Here is a 16925-nt window from a genome sequence, read left to right as displayed (position 1 = left end):
CGCTGCTACCGCCATGGAGCGTACCGCCATGCTCAAGACCATCCTCGTTCATGTCGACGAATCGGTGCATGCGCCGGCACGCATACGCTATGCCGCCGCCCTCGCCCACGCCATCGGCGCCCACCTGGTCGGTGCGGCAATGTTCGGCGTGTCGCGCAGTGTTTTCCCGCACGGATATGACTCCAGGCCAGGCACGCTCAGCGCCAGCTATTTCAAGCCACTGGCAGATAATGCCGCACGGGCGCTGGCGGCGTTCGAACAGATCGCCGGCGAGATGGGAGTCCGCCACGAAAAGCGTTTCGTGTGCGACCAGGCCGACGACGGCCTTGCACGCATGGCGCGCTTTGCCGACCTGGTCATCGTCAGCCAGGACGATCCGTCGGAATCGATGCCGGACATGGCGGAACGGCTGCCGGAATACCTCATCCTGAGTTGCGCGCGGCCCGTGATCGTGGTGCCGCGCAGCGACCCGCTTCCCTGGCACAGCCAGAAAGTGCTGGTGGCCTGGGACGGCGGCAAGGAGGCGTCGTTCGCGCTGAGCGCGTCCCTGCCATTGCTACGCCATTCGACCGGTGTGGTCCTGGTGTCGCTTGCCGGCCGCGATCCGGCCGAAGACGAGTTCCGGGCGGAGCAATCGGACCTGAAGCATTTCCTGGCGCGGCACCATGTGACGCCGCACATGCTGGTTCGCGACGCCTGGAACGATACCGGGCACGACCTGCTGGCACTGGCCAGGGAAGCCGGCTGCGGCATGCTCGTCATGGGTTGCTATGGCCACGGCAGGTTCCGGGAACTGTGCATGGGCGGCGCCAGCCGGACCGTCCTGGCCGATGCCGCTATCCCGGTACTGTTCGCACATTGAGAATGCCGCCGCCGAGGGCGTCACTCGCCAGTGAGGAACTGGCTGCCGTCGCCAAGCTGGATGCCGGCGCCGCCCTGCGCTTTCTACACACCGGCGCTGACGGACTATCCGCCACCGAAGCCCGCGCCCGGCTGGCCCGCCATGGACCGAACAGCGTTATGGACAAGCGGCGGCGCCATCCGGCCCGGGCCCTCCTTGGCCAGTTCTTCCGGCCGCTGTCCCTGCTGCTCCTGGGTCTTGCCGGGCTTGACCTCGCTACCGGCCAGGGAATCAGCGCCGCGGTCATCGCCGTCATTGTCCTGCTGTCCTCGCTGCTCGGGTTCGTCCAGGAGTACCGCTCCGACCGTGCGGTGGAACGCCTGCGCGCCCTGGTACGGACCACCGTCCTCGTCCTCAGGCCGGGCGCCCCGGCGGCCGAACATCCGCTCGAAGAGCTGGTGCCGGGCGACGTCGTGCAACTGGCGGCCGGCGATCCGGTACCCGCTGAAGTGCGCTTCATCGAGACGGTCGACCTGTTCGTCGACCAGTCCTCGCTGACCGGCGAATCGCTGCCGGTGGAGAAATGCGACGGCCCCGTCCCAGTCGACGGAACCGGCGCCAGTTTCGCCAACATCGGCTTCATGGGAACCCATGTCACCAGCGGCAGCGCGCGCGCACTCGTCATCGCCACGGGGACTGCCACCAGTTTCGGCCAGGTCGCGGCGGCGCTGGCCAGCGCACGAGAACGCACCAGCTTCGACCGCGGGATCGACCGGGTGGTCGCGCTGCTGCTGCGGATCATGCTGGTCATGGCCCCTCTCGTTCTTGTCCTGAACTGGGCGAGCAAGGGGAACTGGCAGGAGGCCCTGCTGTTCGCGACCGCGGTCGCCGTCGGACTGGCGCCCGAAATGCTGCCGATGATCGTCACCGTCAACCTGGCGCGCGGAGCGCTGCAGCTGGCGAAGCGCGAAGTGATCGTCAAGCGCCTCGGCGCCGTCCAGTCCCTTGGCGCGATCGATGTGCTTTGCACCGACAAGACCGGCACGCTCACCCAGGACCGCGTGGTGCTCGAAAGGCATGTGGACATTGACGGCAAGGAATCGGCCATCGTGGTCGACTACGCCTATCTGAACAGTTTTTACCAGACCGGGCTGAAAAACTTGCTGGACAAGGCAGTCCTGCAATATGCCGATGTCCATGCCCGCCTGAACGCCGATCGGGACTGGCGCAAGATCGGCGAAGTTCCCTTCGATTTCAGGCGGCGGCGCATGTCCGTGGTGCTGGTCCGGCCGGACGGCCGGCGCATCCTGATCTGCAAGGGGGCCGTGGAAGAAATCATGAACGTCTGTACCAGTGCCGAGCGCGGCGGCGAAAGGATGCCCTTCGGCGCCGGCCATGCGGACCAGCTGGGCACCGTGGTACAGGGGCTGAATGCGGACGGACTGCGGGTCATCGCGATCGCCTACCGGGTGCTGGGCGCGGGCGACGAACGACTGACCGACCCGGTACTGGAGCGCGACCTGGTCCTGCTTGGCTATATTGCATTCTTCGATCCCCCGAAGGACTCCGCGGCCGAGGCGATCCAGGCGCTGGCGCGCAGCGGCGTCGCAATCAAGGTATTGAGTGGAGACAATCTTGCGGTCTGCAGCCACGTGTGCGGGATGGTCGGCATCGGCCACGATATTGTCATGGACGGTGCGCAGATCGATCGCCTGGACGACGCCGAACTGGGACGGCGGGCAATGCTGGCCAGTGTGTTCGCCAAACTCAGTCCGGAGCAGAAAACCCGCGTGATCCACAGCCTGCAGTGGGCCGGCAGGGTCGTCGGCTTTCTTGGCGATGGCGTCAACGACGGCCCCGCCCTGAAGGCGGCGGACGTCGGCATCTCGGTGGATACCGGCGCCGACATCGCCAAGGAATCCGCCGATCTGATCCTGATGCAGAAAAGCCTGGTCGCGGTGGCCGAGGGCGTCACCGTCGGGCGCGCGGTGTTCGGCAACATCGTCAAATATGTCCGCATGAGCGCCAGTTCGAACTTCGGGAACATGTTCAGCGTCCTTGGCGCCAGTGTACTGCTTCCCTTCCTGCCGATGGCCCCGGTCCAGGTCCTGCTGAACAACCTGCTGTACGACTGCTCGCAGACCGCATTGACGACCGACCGCGTCGACCCCGACTACCTTGCCCGGCCCCGGCGCTGGGAGGTCGACAGCCTGCGCCGCTACGTGCTGTGCTTCGGACCGATCAGCTCTTTGTTCGACTACGCGACCTTCGCCCTGCTCTGGCTCGGCCTGGGCGCGGCGCAGGATCCGGCACGCTTCCAGACCGGCTGGTTCCTGGAGTCGCTGCTGTCGCAGACCCTGATCGTCTACGTGATCCGCACCAGCGGACTGCCGACGTTCGCCAACCGTCCATCGGCGCCATTGATGGTTTCCAGCCTGCTGGTATGCGGCGCCGGACTGTGGCTGCCATGGTCGCCCCTGGCGCACACCCTCGGATTCGCGCCGCCGCCCCCTGCCTACTGGTGGGGCCTCGCAGGGATCCTGGCCGCCTATGCCGTCGTCACGCAAACGGTCAAGGCATGGCTGATCCGGCGTTTCGGCATCGGCTGAGGCTTACCCGAACTGAAAATCCACCACGGTGGTGAGCTGGGCCAGGCCGCGAGAAATCCGTACCGGCGGCGGCGCGGCTTCCGCGAGCGCCGTCAAGCCGGCGGGCAGGCTGGCCAGCTGGCTGCGCAGTTCCTGCCGCATGTGGGCCAGTGTGCAATCCGGACAACAACGCCGCCCCTTCAGCATCACCGGCTGCAACAAGGGGCGCCCGCGCACGTATTCGGTCTCGAGCCCTACCGTGTCTTCCACGACGATACCGGCATCGTCCAGGCGGCGGAACACCTGCTTGCATCCCGGGTAAGTCTCCTTGCCGGGCGAGCGCTTGCGGCGTCCTTGTCCATCGTATTCCGCCAGCTTGTAGGCGCAGTCCAGGAAAGGCGCATCGGCCGAGGTGGCCATGCGGGTTCCGACTCCGAAACTGTCGATCGGCGCCCCCTGTTCCACGAGCGCGGCGATGCGGTATTCGTCGAGGTCCCCGCTGACGGCAATCTTGACGTCGCCGCAGCCGCCCTCGTCGAGCATCCGGCGCGCGAGCCGGGCCTGTTCGGCGAGGTCGCCGCTGTCGATACGAACGGCCGCGACATGGCCGGTTCCGCCATCGTGCAGGCGCCGAACCAGCGCCATCGCGTGCTCGAGTGCGCGCGGGACGTCGTAGGTGTCGACCAGCAAGGTGCTGCCGTCCCTGCAACCGTGAACGAATGCGGCGAACGCCTGCTCCTCCGAACCGTGCGCCTGCACGTAGGCGTGGGCCATCGTGCCGGCGACGGGAATGCCGTAACGCTGCCCGGCCAGAACCGTCGCCGTCGCATCGAAGCCCGCCAGGAAGCTGCAGCGGGCGGCGAGCATGGCCGCCTCGGCACCGTGTGCCCGCCGCATGCCGAAGTCCACCAGTTCCAGTCCCTGGGCCGCCAGCACACAGCGTACGGCCTTGGAGGCGACCAGGATCGAGAACTGGAGCAGGTTGATGACCCTGCTCTCGATCATCTGGGCCTGGGCGATCGGCGCGGTCACGCGCAGCACCGGCTCTCCGGCAAAGAATACCGTCCCCTCGGGCATGGCGTCGACCTTGCCCGTAAACCGCAAGCCGGCCAGGTAACGCAGGAAGCTCTCGGAAAACCTGCCGGTGCCGCGCAGCCAGCCCAGCTCTTCCTGGCTGAAGGAGAGCCCTTCGAGATAGGCGAGCACGTCGTCGAGTCCGGCGAAGACGAGGAAGTTGCGGCCGGCCGGCAGCTTGCGGACGATGAAATCGAACACGGCGATCCCATCCATTCCCTCTGCCCGATACGCCTGCATCATGTACAGCTCGTACAGGTCGGTCAGCAGTGCCGAACCGTTCATGTCGTTCTCCTGCCCCGGGCTCTTGTTCATGACGAACAGTGGTGCCCCGGCGTATGGTCAAACCAGACACCGCCCGACAATACTTCGTTCCAGTCGCGGACGATACGCCCATATTCGACGCCGGCGCGGCGGATGCGGCGCTGCATGTCGAACAAGCCGTTTTCGGTGACGTGGCCGCGCTGCTCGCGCAGGTCGATGTCCCAATCCATCTGGTCGGTCAGGCTGTACCAGGTGAAGCCGATAATCGGATAGCCTTCCTGGCGCAGGCGCAGCACGTTGGCCCACTGGCGCTCCAGCCAGAACACCGCGTTGAGGCACTGGACCTGGTTGGTCTCGGTAAGCATGATCGGCAGCCGGTAACGGTCGTGGTATTGCCTCGTCAGGCCGTAATAGCCCAACACATTCGATCCGCTGGTGCGGCCGTCGGGGAGTACGATCGACTCGCTGCTTTCATAGTAATCCGTTCCCATGATGCAGGAAGGCCAGATCGCACGCCGCATGAAATACTCGAGCTTCGAGGGTGTCATGCCATGCTCGAACAGGTAGTCGACCATGCAGGCGGCAGGCATTCGCGCATAGTTGAGATCGAGCGACAGGAAGCGGTGCGCGTTGAGGCAATCCGCGCGCTCCGCCGCATCGGGATCGTAGGGATGGTAATAGCGCGTCGCTTCGCTCTGGATGAACCACGGCGAGCAATGCCGGCTGATCGCCTCGCTCGCGCGGATATTCGCTTCCACCACGTTCGACAACGCGGTCACGAAGGCCGTGCCGCTGGCAAGCCCTTCGTTCCAGATGCCGTGCAATGCGGAATACTCGGCCGTGACGAGCATCTCGTTCACAGGGGTGTACATCCACACCCAGGGATAACGGCGGGCGAAGGCTTCCGCATACTCGGCGAAGTAGTACGGGAAGTCGGGGTTCTGGAAATTGCCAAGCCAGTCGGGAACGCCGAAGTGGCACAGGTCGGCGATCGGCGCGATGTCGAGCCTGGAAAGTTCGGCGAACGTGTCATCGGCAAACGACCAGTCGTACCGGCCCGGACCGATGTGCGTGCGATAGTAGGGCGGGCCATAGCGCAGGCAGCGCAGCCCGAGTTCGTGCACGAGGTGAAAGTCCTCGCGCCACCGTCTGTCGTGACCGGACGCCATCATCTGGTCAATACGGCACGGCCCGCCATCCGGGCCCCGGATGACGGGTGAACTGTTCTCGATGCCTGTGCAGAACGAGAACGAGCGCAACAGGGTACTCGGCGATGGCGGGCGGCATGCCCGGCCGGTCAGCGATCGATTCATGTCGAACCCATGTCCAGAACCCTGCGGTCCAGCATTTCCGTTTCCGGGCCAATTTCCAGCCTAGGCGGGGTGAACTGGCTTTTGTTTGACCTCGGTCAAATTGCGCTCCGATGTCGCGTCTTGACATCGGCATGCGCACGTGGGAATACGAATAAAGTTCGACAACCGCCCACCTCTGCTAGGATTGCCTCGATCGCCCCCGTACGAGAGGACAAGCCATGGAAGTCTCCAACGATTTCATCCGATGGTTTTCGACACTGGGTATAGAGGATGTCGGGCTGGTCGGCGGCAAGAACGCCTCGCTCGGCGAGATGTACCGCGAACTCGGAAGCCAGGGTTTGCGCGTGCCCAACGGCTTTGCCGTCACCGCCGCCGCGTACAAGGCCACGCTCGACCGCGCCGGCGCATGGGAAGGACTCCATGCGGCGCTCGACGGCCTCGACCCGGCCGACGTGCAGGACCTCGCGCGCCGGGCGGCGCAAGCCCGCGACATCGTCTACCGCGCTCCCCTGCCGCCCGAGCTCGAGAGTGGCATCCTGCAGGCATGGGAGCGCTTGCGCGGCGAGTATGGCGACCGGCTGACGGTGGCCGTCCGCAGCTCCGCCACCGCGGAAGACCTGCCCAACGCCAGTTTCGCCGGCCAGCACGAAAGCTATCTGAACATCGATGGCGCAGGACTGCTCGACAGCGTCCGGCGCTGCTTCGCCAGCCTGTTCATGGACCGGGCGATCGTCTACCGCATCGAAAACGGCTTCGATCACTTCAAGGTCTGGCTGTCGGTCGGCGTCATGAAGATGGTCCGTTCGGACCTGGCCTGCTCCGGCGTCATGTTCACGCTCGACACCGAAACCGGTTTCCGCGACGTCGTCTTCGTGACCGGCGCCTACGGGCTGGGGGAAAACGTGGTGCAGGGAAGCGTCGATCCGGACGAGTTCTACGTGTTCAAGCCCCTGCTGCGCGAGGGCAGGCGTACGGTCCTGCGGCGCAGCCTCGGCGGCAAGGAGATCAGGATGGTATATGCCCCGGCCGGCACCGCGGAGCCGACCCGTAACCTGCCCACCTCGCCGGACGAGCGAACCCGCTTCTGCCTGGAGGATGAAGCAGTGCTCGAACTGGCGGAGGCCGCAATGCGAATCGAGGATCATTACTCCACAAGCGCCGGCCACCCGGTACCGATGGATATCGAGTGGGCGCGCGACGGCATCGACGGCAAGCTCTACATGGTGCAGGCGCGTCCCGAGACGGTCGCCTCACGCAAATCCGGAACCCAGCTCGACGAATACCGGCTCGACGGCAAGGGACAAGTGCTGGCAACCGGACGCGCGGTGGGCGGAAAGGTCGCATCCGGCAAGGCAAGGGTGATCGCCGACGTCCGCCACCTCGACCAGTTCCAGCCTGGCGAGATCCTGGTGGCGGAGACCACCATGCCGGACTGGGGCACCGTCATGAAGACGGCGGCCGGCGTAGTGACGGACCGTGGCGGCCGCACCTGCCACGCCGCGATCGTGGCGCGCGAGATCGGCGTGCCGGCGCTGGTGGGCTGCGGCGGCGCAACGGCGGCAATCCGCACCGGCGACGAAGTCACCATCTCCTGCGCGGAAGGCGATGCAGGACATGTCTATGCCGGCCGCCTACCGTTCCGCCGCATCAGCACCGATCTGGCCGCCCTCCCCATGCCGCGCACGCGGATCATGGTCAATATCGGCAACCCGGACACCGCCTTCAGCACCCGTTTCCTGCCGAACGACGGCGTCGGCCTGGCGCGGATGGAGTTCATCGTCGCCGACCACATCCGTATCCACCCGATGGCGCTCGTACATCCGGAAAGGGTGGCCGATCCGGACGTTCGCGCCACGATCGAGCGGCTTACCCATGAGTACGCGTCGCCGGCGGAATTCTTCGTGCGCGAGCTGTCCGAAGGCGTCGGCACGATCGCCGCCGCGTTCTGGCCGAAACCGGTCATCGTGCGCATGTCGGACTTCAAGACCAATGAATATGCGAGCCTGATGGGCGGCGCCTTCTTCGAGCCCTCCGAAGCCAATCCGATGCTGGGCTTTCGCGGCGCCGCTCGCTATTCGCATCCGGCCTACGCGGAGGGCTTCGCCCTCGAATGCCGGGCCATGAAGCGCGTGCGCGAGGCCATGGGCCTGTCCAACCTGCGCCTCATGATTCCGTTCTGCCGGCGCGTGAAGGAAGCCAAAGACGTGCTGGGTACGATGGCGCAGCACGGCCTCGTCCGCGGCGAGGACGGACTCGAGATCTATGTCATGTGCGAGATCCCGAACAACGTCATCCAGATCGACGCCTTCGCGCGGCTGTTCGACGGCTTCTCGATCGGATCCAACGACCTGACCCAGCTGGTGCTGGGCGTGGACCGCGATTCCGACATCGTCGCCTTCGATTTCGACGAACGCGATCCGGGCGTGCTGGAAATGCTGCGCCAGGCCATCGCGGGAGCGAAACGCAACGGGCGCCACGTCGGCATCTGCGGCCAGGCGCCGTCGGATTATCCGGAAGTGGCGCGTTACCTGGTCGAGCAGGGCATCGATTCGATCAGCCTGAACCCCGACTCGGTGGTGGCCACGGTGCGCAACCTGGTCGAGGTCGAGCGCAGTCTCGGGCTCCCGCCGCGCGGGCAATAGGCGGCCGGTATGGAGACGACGCCCATCAAACGCATCGCCATCATGACCGGCGGCGGCGATGCGCCAGGGCTGAATGCGGTGATCCGCGCCGTCGTCCTCGCCGCCGCCCGCTTGGGATGGGAGTGCCATGGCATCCGGGACGGCTTCAACGGCCTGCTCGCACCCGCGCAATGTCTTGGCGACCCGGTCCTTGCCTTGTCGGCGCAGGCCGTGCACGGGATCGGCCATCTCGGCGGCACCATCCTCGGCAGCACCAATCGCGGCAATCCGCTACGCTACCCGGTCCGCAGGAACGACGGCAGTACGGTCGAAGCAGACCGTAGCGAGGAACTGGTCGGGCTGTGCCGGCAGCATGGCTTCGACGCCCTCGTGGTGGTCGGAGGCGACGGCTCGATGACGATCGCCGAATGCCTCCACCGCAAGGGCTTGCGGGTGGTCGGCGTACCCAAGACCATCGACAACGACCTCGACCGGACGCTGCAGACCTTCGGCTTCGACTCTGCGGTCGGCTTCGCGACCGAATGCATCGACCGTCTGCACACGACGGCCGACAGCCAGCACCGCGTGCTGGTGGTGGAAGTGATGGGCCGTTACGCAGGCTGGATCGCACTGCATGCGGGCATCGCCGGCGGGGCGCACGCGATCCTGCTGCCCGAGATCCCGTTCGAGACGAGCGCCGTCGCCGCCGCCATCCACGGCCGCGACGCGCTCGGCTGGCGCCATTCGATCGTGGTCGTGGCCGAAGGCGCGCTACCGCTCGGCGGACAGCGCGAAGTACTGGAAGCCGCCGGCGCCGGCCGCGCCGAGCGGCTGGGCGGCATCGGCGCCTGGGTCGAAGCCAGGCTGGCGGAGCTGACCGGCAAGGAATGCCGCAGCGTGGTGCTGGGCCATCTGCTCCGCGGTGGCAGTCCATCGGCGTTCGACCGCGTCGTGGCTGCGCGCTTCGGCGCCGCGGCGGTACGCACGCTGGCCAGCGGCCAATCCGGCGTCATGGTCACGCTGGAGGGGCAGGACATCGGATTGACCGCGCTGGCCGAGGTGGCCGGCCGTAGCAGGCGCGTACCCGTCGACGGCGACACCGTACGCACCGCACGCGAGCTCGGCATCTGCCTTGGCGAGCGCATGGTGCCCGGCGCTTGATCGTCCGGCAGATGACGCGGCCGTGCCGGCTGGCCCGCTGCTCAACGTGTGGGGCGGTTCGTCAGGGCCAATACCTCAGCCTCAGGAAGTTCACTTCCGTGCATTGATACCGGGCGATCAGCATAAAAAATGCTGTCACATAATCTGGGCGTCTTGAAAAGCGAAGGAGAAAGCGCGATGACGCCCCTATTCGGATTACGATGCACCGCAATCGCCTGTGCGGCGCTAACAGTCACGGCAGCGGGGCGAGCGAGCGTCGGACCGGGCCAATGCGTCTGTGTGGGCGCAGAAGGGCTCTGGACGCACGGTGGCCAAGGCTTCCAGGCAATCAGGCCATTTTACGGGCCTAAAGGATTCGGCAAGGACGAACCGGGGACCGTGCCGGAAGTAGTCTCCGGGACGGGAGGGCGTTCGGCAACAACCGCGGCAGCATGCATGTCCAGATCGTCAAATGGGCGGACCTCAGGTGGGCTCCCGGGCATATAAGCCCTCACGTGCAAGTCTGCAGGCCCCGATAGTCAAGGCGCCGGAACTTGTCTTCGGAACGATTATCCGGCCGGCGGCCCAACATCTAGCCTCCTTCTGTATTGAAGGAGAATCCCACCATTGTCATTACTTGGATTGCTAGGGGAATTTGGAGGCGAGGACGGGAGTCGAACCCGTCTAGACGGCTTTGCAGGGCGTTTTTGGCCTTTATAAGTCAGGGAGTTAGTCGATAACCACAGTTTTGCGCCACATGAGTTCGCTTCCTATGCTAAGGAAGCGAAGCTAGCGCAAATGCACTACTGCAGGCACCAGTCTCCGCTGTGTAATCGACGGCTCTTCCCGGCGGCTTCGCTACCCAGCCGTGAAGACAGCTTGGCTCGACACCAAAGATGCGCCGCAAGTTGTTTTATGTCCTTCATAAGCGACCTGAACGCCCTCGACGAGGTGATTCGGATTTCCCTCGGCGATCGTGCATCCGTCGTGCCCCCTGGATTGGGCACGACATCGATCGCCAACGCGAGCCACCGCGATACCTTCGATCGTGTAGTGTTTGACGGCGACGTCAACAACCTTGCCGCCGTGGCTTGTATTGTCGCCGAGACGGATAACGTTTGGCACAATTAAATAGTTTTGTTGAGGGGGCAACGCATTGCAGCGCCGCCATGAAATTGCCGATGGCGACGAGACGTCAGCTTCAACTACACCGCACCATCATTGCCATCGGCACGCTCATTATCCAGCCGGCTACCGTAAGCGATGAGTTTCCAGACCGTCGCAACCTCGCGCAACTGCACGCTGCCACTGATTTTTTGCCATAGGCCGGGAGCGCCACGAATTACGGCCCGAGGCATCAGGTCACCCTGCCTGATGAGTTTTCCCTGCTCGCCATCAACAAAGCCGGGTTCACCGCAATGCCAATAGCCGGTTTGCGGGCAGGTTCGCCCGGTTGCGGCCAGTTCTCCGAGTGGCACTGCTGGCACCGTGTCTGCATGACCTACCTTTTTAGTCTCCGTGGTGGGACGGATCCGCAAGCTCGACGAAATAGCTTGCCATAGCTGGAGAACGGCTTCGTCGGACAGACTTGAATTAACCGGAGCACCTGGGCGTCCCTTGCCCGTCTGAAGTTCGAGAGTTATAGTCGGCACAAACACATCCGATGGTTTTCCCAAACTCTCCCACATGAACATATGACCAGTGGTACCGTTTCTTTCCTTGAAACGGTCCAACAGTTCTTCGCCCGGGATACCGTTCAACTCGCGCGGGCCTTTGCCCAGGTTTTTGATGTTCGCCGCGAATCTCGTATTGATATCGTTGTTTGCGTCACGCGCCAATAGGGACTCCTGAGGTTTATGTAGTACTGACGTGTCCAGCCGGATCGCGATATCCGGATGACCTTTTATCGAAGCAAACATTGTGACGGTTTCGTTTTTACCCGGCGATATTGGGTCATGAATAATCCCGTTCTCCGTGCAAAACCCGGACTCTGAAGGAGTGGATGAGGCAGTTAGCGATTCGAATTTTTTCACAAGTTCGATTACGCTATGCTCATATTTAGGAGATGACAAACCCTCTCCTTTAAAGCGGTAAAACAGGTCATCCTTGATCCCGAATGCCTCGACCGTGATTCCTTCTTCTCCGGTAACGGGTAGGCCGTTCAACGTTCGTGTGACCGGCTTCTCGCGGCCTGAATATAATAGAGTGGCCTGGAAATTGACTCCATCCGCGACCACGCGTTTTTCCAACGACGGCCGCTCGTACTCGTTCAACTGTCCGGCCAGCGACGCCTCACGTTCGGCGATCACCGCCGCTGCTTTCTGAGGCGTAAATCCCGGCTCAACGTTTATATCTACGCTTCCCAGCCGTGCCCCTGAAAAACTAACCTTTACATCGGCCGGCAGATCGATTAACAATCTGCCTACGCATACTGTTGTCTTGTTTTGCATCATCGCTTTCACCGTCCTTTGATCTTGAGCTTGTTGTTCCGCCCTCGTCCCTACCACAACGGCGATCAATGTTGCCGCAAGTGCTATTCCTGCATGAAGCCGCGCATGCCGACCAATTTTCATTTAGCCTCCTGCACAATCTTGCAGATCAGATGGTGGGTGAGCTTAAGCATGTGTTCATTTGCATAGCTGCCCTGATGGTCAAAGCCTGTTGTACGGAAGATCCGACGGACATTCCCTCTTGGTCCATCGCCGGACTGCCGTGAAACGGTGCCGTCACCGGAAGTGTCTTGTTCACCCGGCATAAATAGAATCGCACGTACGGAGGAGTGAAGAGCATCCGGGATAACCACGTACCGCTCTCCGTTAAACGTTGTCCCTTTCCCTTGCCCCGCAGGAAGAATTTTATTCAAAGGCTCCGTTAAAGCGTGTTGTTCGTCAGTCACCCAGCGAAACACCCCGAACGACCTCTTTTCTTCGTCTGCTCCATAGTAGGCGTAGGTATTGGGGTGGTAGTACTTGTCCAACACTTTGGTATGGAACTTTTCCGCCTGCCCCACCGCGAGGTTAATCGCACGTGTTACCCCATCCTTAAATTCCACATATTTTTCGGCCGGATCAGCCAGCTCTGGATCGATCATCCGAAACCATGCATCGTAATTTCGATACAAGTCATAAATGTTATTAGGCTGAAGATGCGCCACATCCACAATAGTGCCATCCGGCTTTTTAACCGACGCAAACAACCATGGCGACGGATATAGATGATTCGGCAGGAGTTCCAGTGCTCCGCATGCGGTGGCCATGACGGGCGTCGTACGATCTGGCGTACTGCCTGCAATATCTGAGAACCCCTCCATCTGCAAGCATGCAAGTTTTCCCGCACCAGGCGCCGATCTTTCCGTTCCACAGGCGATACGCCGATAGGCCAATGGTGCGCCCAAGGCGGGCATGACCCCGTGCACTACCCCTGCAATCTTGTCGGGAATCTGCTTGGCACATGCCCGGCCTACAAGTCCGCCCATCGAGTGCGTAACAAGGATCACCTGTTTGCAATCGAATTTCCGGTCGGTCCAGAACTTGATAATTTCAATTACCCGGCTTTTCAACCGCTCGGCCGAACGCTCATTCGACTGGATCCAGTTGTACCCGCATGCATAGACGGGATACTGGTACTGCGCGAATTTCTCCAGTTCGGCTTCGGTCAGCGCGGGCATGTCGGCAGCGTTCCACTTGGCCCGGTCGTATTTCATCACCTTATCCCAGTGATAGCTGGGTTTCCGTTCCCCACCGAATACCGCACGAACAAATGTGTTGTTCAGGTTCAGGTGCAGATCAGCCAGCAGGGGGCCGTAACTGTCCGAATGCACTTCTCCCCACCAGCGATTGCGCATCTGAGCCGCCCCCAGCCCCTCGGGATCGCGCGGAAGGACAATAAGGCCCGTATCATCGACCTCAAGAGTGTCGCCATCCAGAATACGCTGACGTTGCGCCGGATTTCGGCCTTTCCACGCCTTCACTTCGCTGATGGCGTCCATCGTGCCATTCGGTGGACGCCATGCTGGATCACCTGCCGACAATTCCTTGTTTTGCGGTTGGTCTCTTTTTGTCGTCGCACGAAGATTGCTGCCCATGATGCCGGGCACGAGAATCACTGGAATTACCCTGCTCGATGGAACAGCGATGGCACCCCGCGTCTTCATTGCCTCTGGTGTCAAGACACTCCTGCCCACAAGCTTGCCGTCAGCATTAACGATCGGATCGGGAAGCCGTCTGGTCGGTTCAGTCATGACTTTCTCGTGTCGTGATAACGGCATTACGAGACATGGGCGTGCGGCTCGATGATGATTTGCACGTCCCCCATGGATGCCGAGTGCATCAGTTCAGTCCGGCCTTCCGCATCGGTCTGGCCCTCCACCTCCTGACCGTCCGCCAGGATGGCGCGATAGGAACGGTTCTTCACAGGCAGTCCCGACTGCTGGTCGAACAGGACGATGCGTTCGTCGGCCTTGATCTCGCTACTCGGGAGCAAAATGGCTGCGATCTCTCCCCCGCCACCGGTGACGTGCGCAAACTTCGCCGATTTAATCGTATGGTTTCCGCTGCATTGCTGGACGATTTCTCCGTTTCCGATATCGACTTGCGCCCCTTTGGCAAGAAAGCGCAGCTTGGGCGCCTGCAAAACGATTTCATCCGCGGCACTGAGCACGATTCGCCTGGCGGACGTTAGTTCGATATCGTCCTTATGGGTCTGCAGTTCCAACTTGCCCGACGCTGCGATCAGTTTCATGCCGAGTCTGTGTGCGAAAATACTCACCGCCTCGGCCGCACGGATCAGAATTGTCTTCCCCGCGTTGAGGGTCGTTTCCCCGACACTGACAAGGTCGATCTGGCTTTGGGCACCCACCAGGACGTTGTCCTGGCTGCCGATAGCCACGCCGGCGGGTGCACTCATTGCCACTACGGCAGCCTTTCCTTCCCGGCCGTCCGGATCGACGTTCGTGCCCTCGTCCCATGCCTTGAGCCGCTTCACCAAACTCTCCAGCTTGAGCGCCGGCGTCGCGTCGGCGTGATGAGTCTGGGCCAGCTCCGACAGCTGCTGCTGGACGCTTTGCAGCACTTCCGCAAGTCCGAGCAACACGTCCCGCTGCAACAGGGTTCCCTCGGCACCGCGCTGGACCTCTGCGCTGATGAACACGCCGGACTTGCCTTGCAAGGACACAGTGCCATCCGAACGCAGTTCGGCCCCTTCTCCACGTGCCTGGGCACGCCCGTTTCTCCGTGGATGGGTCAACCACCCGAGGTTAAGCTGACTGTAGCCGTGCTCGCTCGCGAGTTGAGCACTGATCTGCCCGGGTGTGTCGTCGAAACGAAGCTGGTTGTAGCGAATGCCGTTGATTTCCTTGCTTTTTATACCGGCGAGGAATCGGTTATCCGGTAATTCGCCCACGCGACTAAATGCCGGAGGCAAAGGCGCGCCGTAGACATTTCCAATGACGACAGGTTTGTCAGGATCGCCGCCAAGGAAGTCGACCAGCACCTCATCGCCAACTCGTGGCAAATGAATGCCGCCACAGTTATCCCCGGCCCAGAAGCTGGCGACACGCACCCATGCCGAGTCGCGATCGCTGCCGGATGCTCCTGCCCCGGACTCATGGTCCTGTTCGCGGGTCCCGGGAAAACGCAGCTTCACCCGCCCCATGGCGTCGCAATACACCTCTTCTCCTGGGGGGCCTACGACGATGGCTCTCTGCAGGCTTACGCGAGGCAAGTCCGTGCGCGGGTCGAAAGCCGGAACAATCGGGATGCCGCGCCGAACACAGGAAAAGCGATTCGTATAGCGTACGTCGCGTTCTTCGCTCGCTGTTCGAAGTTCACTATCTACACCGACGCTGCTCCACCCGTTGACTGAAAACAGGCGTCGCACCTTCTCGTCCACTGTCTTGGGCAGATTGTTCTCTGCGCTCAGCCACAGCTCCGTTACTACGAACTCTCGTTCGTCATCCGCATGCGAATCGACTTCGGGATGGCCCTCCAGCCGGAACCACTCGCCCACGCAAAAGTCCCGTACACCTCCTTCGCCGTAAAAGCACTTTGCTTCGTATTCATGCCGTTGCATGCGCAGTTTTCCCAGACTGCGGTAGTCGTTGGCGTCGTCTCCAACATGGGGCGCTTCGACCAGATAGTCATCCAGGCTGAACGCAAACTGGGTTCCGGCTTCACCCTGTTGCATGATGGTCGGGGTCTGGACAAACATCGGAACACCGCTACGGTAGTTCCAGCTCTGCCGCGTGACGCTGCCGCTCTTGAGCGACCGCAGCGCACACCAGTTGTTGATACTGTCCGCTGTCTGGGAGGCACGGTCTTGCCTGAACCGCACTGCGCCAGCTGCGTTTTGCGCAAGACCATGAGACGAATCGAAGAGGACCAGCGTGTGAGCTGGCGTACTATCGCTGCCGGTGTCGCGCGCCTTTCCGGGCCGAATGAACCACGAAATGCCGCGCCGCTTCCACAGGCGCTGCAGGAACATGGCGTCCGACTCGTTATGCTGCATGATGAATTCGCGCGCTGGATAGGCCGAGCTGACGCCCGACATATCGATATCGAAGGTGTTCGCCAGGATCGGGTTGCTCGCTCGCCATTCACTGAGCAAGACAGCAGACAACTCTACCTCATTGGTGTTACGGAAGACTCGCGTGTTTACTCGCTGATCCATCAATGCAAGTGCATCGCGTACGACCAGCTGATAGGTGGCCAAAGCACCATCGCTCTGCCCGGCAGCCGCTTGCGCCACGATGCCGCATACGGAGCGGAGATCGCCTCGATCAGTCACGAACTGCAGTTCTGCCGGCAGCGCAATAAAGTCTTTCAGCGGGAGATCGGCTCGCGTCGATATGCATAGAAGCCGGTACTCCATACCACCGCACAGCGATTCATGCCCCGTCACGCGTTTGACCAGCAGGACGTCATTGATAGCACGGCGCTTGTTCGATAGCCGCAAACGAATAGGTCGATCCGCTTCAGACAAGCCGCCAAATACTGCAGCCAAATCCTTGAGGTTCATTCCGTCTCCCGAGTCCGAGTTATCGTTCCGCGCAGAATTGACAGCGACTATCGTTCAAACGGACGCAGCA

Annotated in this window: 10 protein-coding genes; 4 read left to right on the top strand and 6 right to left on the bottom strand. The window is 62.3% G+C overall.

Annotation, left to right across the window (positions count from 1 at the left end):
- The first annotated feature begins 28 nt into the window (after nt 1-28).
- Both AB4Z32_RS09285 and mgtA read left to right on the top strand, forming a co-directional pair.
- Nucleotides 29-862 (top strand): universal stress protein, encoded by an 834-nt coding sequence (locus AB4Z32_RS09285; protein ID WP_442121559.1) that lies wholly within the window; start codon nt 29-31, stop codon nt 860-862.
- 2 nt (nt 863-864) lie between these two features.
- On the top strand, nt 865-3450 hold the full coding sequence (gene mgtA, locus AB4Z32_RS09280) for a magnesium-translocating P-type ATPase (RefSeq protein WP_442121558.1): 2586 nt from the start codon (nt 865-867) through the stop codon (nt 3448-3450).
- Nucleotides 3451-3453: 3 nt separating this feature from the next.
- On the opposite strand, the gene AB4Z32_RS09275 is transcribed toward mgtA, so the two are convergent.
- Both AB4Z32_RS09275 and AB4Z32_RS09270 read right to left on the bottom strand, forming a co-directional pair.
- Nucleotides 3454-4788, bottom strand: a complete 1335-nt coding sequence (locus AB4Z32_RS09275; protein ID WP_442121557.1) for a nicotinate phosphoribosyltransferase — start codon at nt 4786-4788, stop codon at nt 3454-3456.
- Between the two features lie 26 nt (nt 4789-4814).
- A complete protein-coding gene (locus AB4Z32_RS09270) occupies nt 4815-6080 on the bottom strand; it encodes a family 1 glycosylhydrolase (protein WP_442121556.1) in 1266 nt (421 codons plus the stop codon).
- A gap of 218 nt (nt 6081-6298) precedes the next feature.
- On the opposite strand from AB4Z32_RS09270, the gene ppsA reads away from it, so the two are divergent.
- Together ppsA and AB4Z32_RS09260 are read left to right on the top strand one after the other, a co-directional pair.
- Nucleotides 6299-8722 carry a phosphoenolpyruvate synthase gene (gene ppsA, locus AB4Z32_RS09265; RefSeq protein WP_442121555.1) on the top strand — a complete coding sequence of 808 codons (2424 nt, stop codon included), beginning with the start codon at nt 6299-6301 and terminating at the stop codon, nt 8720-8722.
- A gap of 9 nt (nt 8723-8731) precedes the next feature.
- Entirely contained in the window at nt 8732-9862 is a 1131-nt protein-coding gene (locus tag AB4Z32_RS09260; protein WP_442121554.1) for a 6-phosphofructokinase, read from the top strand.
- Between the two features lie 837 nt (nt 9863-10699).
- On the opposite strand, the gene AB4Z32_RS09255 is transcribed toward AB4Z32_RS09260, so the two are convergent.
- The 4 genes from AB4Z32_RS09255 to AB4Z32_RS09240 form a co-directional block, all read right to left on the bottom strand.
- Nucleotides 10700-10966: a PAAR domain-containing protein gene (locus tag AB4Z32_RS09255; protein ID WP_442121736.1), complete on the bottom strand. Its 267-nt coding sequence runs from the start codon at nt 10964-10966 to the stop codon at nt 10700-10702.
- Between the two features lie 80 nt (nt 10967-11046).
- A complete protein-coding gene (locus tag AB4Z32_RS09250; RefSeq protein ID WP_442121553.1) occupies nt 11047-12414 on the bottom strand; it encodes a T6SS immunity protein Tli4 family protein in 1368 nt (455 codons plus the stop codon).
- Nucleotides 12411-14081: a lipase family alpha/beta hydrolase gene (locus AB4Z32_RS09245; protein WP_442121552.1), complete on the bottom strand. Its 1671-nt coding sequence runs from the start codon at nt 14079-14081 to the stop codon at nt 12411-12413. Before AB4Z32_RS09245 ends, AB4Z32_RS09250 begins: the two co-directional genes overlap by 4 nt.
- A gap of 26 nt (nt 14082-14107) precedes the next feature.
- Entirely contained in the window at nt 14108-16855 is a 2748-nt protein-coding gene (locus tag AB4Z32_RS09240) for a type VI secretion system Vgr family protein (protein ID WP_442121551.1), read from the bottom strand.
- Nucleotides 16856-16925: the final 70 nt, after the last annotated feature.

Source organism: Massilia sp. 2TAF26 (genome assembly GCF_052115005.1).
In the GTDB taxonomy this organism is placed as follows: Bacteria; Pseudomonadota; Gammaproteobacteria; order Burkholderiales; family Burkholderiaceae_D; genus Telluria.
Note: the sequence above shows the minus strand (reverse complement) of the source record. Positions and strands in the feature narration are given on the sequence as shown.

Excerpts from the sequence above, each read along its gene's own strand:
- AB4Z32_RS09285 (WP_442121559.1), top strand. The coding sequence starts at position 29 with ATGCTCAAGACCATCCTCGTTCATGTCGACGAATCGGTGCATGCGCCG.
- mgtA (WP_442121558.1), top strand. The coding sequence starts at position 865 with ATGCCGCCGCCGAGGGCGTCACTCGCCAGTGAGGAACTGGCTGCCGTC.
- AB4Z32_RS09275 (WP_442121557.1), bottom strand. The coding sequence starts at position 4,788 with ATGAACGGTTCGGCACTGCTGACCGACCTGTACGAGCTGTACATGATG.
- AB4Z32_RS09270 (WP_442121556.1), bottom strand. The coding sequence starts at position 6,080 with ATGAATCGATCGCTGACCGGCCGGGCATGCCGCCCGCCATCGCCGAGT.
- ppsA (WP_442121555.1), top strand. The coding sequence starts at position 6,299 with ATGGAAGTCTCCAACGATTTCATCCGATGGTTTTCGACACTGGGTATA.
- AB4Z32_RS09260 (WP_442121554.1), top strand. The coding sequence starts at position 8,732 with ATGGAGACGACGCCCATCAAACGCATCGCCATCATGACCGGCGGCGGC.
- AB4Z32_RS09250 (WP_442121553.1), bottom strand. The coding sequence starts at position 12,414 with ATGAAAATTGGTCGGCATGCGCGGCTTCATGCAGGAATAGCACTTGCG.
- AB4Z32_RS09245 (WP_442121552.1), bottom strand. The coding sequence starts at position 14,081 with ATGACTGAACCGACCAGACGGCTTCCCGATCCGATCGTTAATGCTGAC.
- AB4Z32_RS09240 (WP_442121551.1), bottom strand. The coding sequence starts at position 16,855 with ATGAACCTCAAGGATTTGGCTGCAGTATTTGGCGGCTTGTCTGAAGCG.